General features: G+C 66.7%; 1 protein-coding gene. It reads right to left on the reverse strand.

Annotation, left to right across the window (positions count from 1 at the left end; genetic code table 11):
* A partial coding sequence (locus C6N31_RS42305) for an AMP-binding protein (protein WP_198359630.1) occupies positions 1-735 on the reverse strand: 735 nt, incomplete at both ends.

Consider the following 735-nt stretch of genomic DNA (forward strand, 5'->3'; position numbering starts at 1 on the left):
TGGGGGTGCCGGTGGAGCCGGAGGTGTACATCACGTACGCGGCGGCGTCCGGCTGGACCGTGACATCGGGTGCGTGCTGGTCATGTTGGTTGAGCTGCGTGGTCTCGGAGATGAGGAGGTCGGCCGTGGTGGTCGGCAGTGCGGTTTGTGAGGTGGTGTCGGTGAGGACGAGTGTGGTGTTGGTCTGCTCGAGGATGTGGTGGATGCGCTCGGCGGGGTAGCGGGTGTCGAGGGGGACGTAGACGGCGCCGGTCTTCATCAGGGCCAGGAGCGTCGTGATGGTCTCGGGTGAGCGCTGGAGCAGGACAGCGATGGCATCGCCGGGGCGGACTCCGCGGGCGATGAGGTGGTGCGCGAGGTGGTTGGCGCGGGCATCGATGTCCTGATAGGTGAGGGTGCTGTCGGTGGTGATGACGGCGGGGGCGTCCGGGGTTTTCGTCACTTGCCGGGTGAACAGGTCAGCCAGGGAGGCCTCGGGCAGAGGCAGCGCGGTGTCCTGCCAGGTGTGGTGGAGCTGGTGGCGTTCGGCAGGGGTGAGAACGTCGATGGTGCTGAGCGGCTGATCGGGGTGGGCGGTCGCGGTGTCGAGGAGCTGGATCCAGCGGTCGAACAGGGCATGGACCGTGGGTGCGTCGTAGATATCGCTGGAGTACTCGACAGCACCGCCGATCCCCTGGAGCTCGCCGTTGGGTCCGCGTTGTTCGGCGAGGCTGAAGAAGAGGTCGAATTTTGCGG

Source organism: Streptomyces fildesensis (assembly GCF_016107395.1).
Classification (GTDB): Bacteria; Actinomycetota; Actinomycetes; order Streptomycetales; family Streptomycetaceae; genus Actinacidiphila; species Actinacidiphila fildesensis.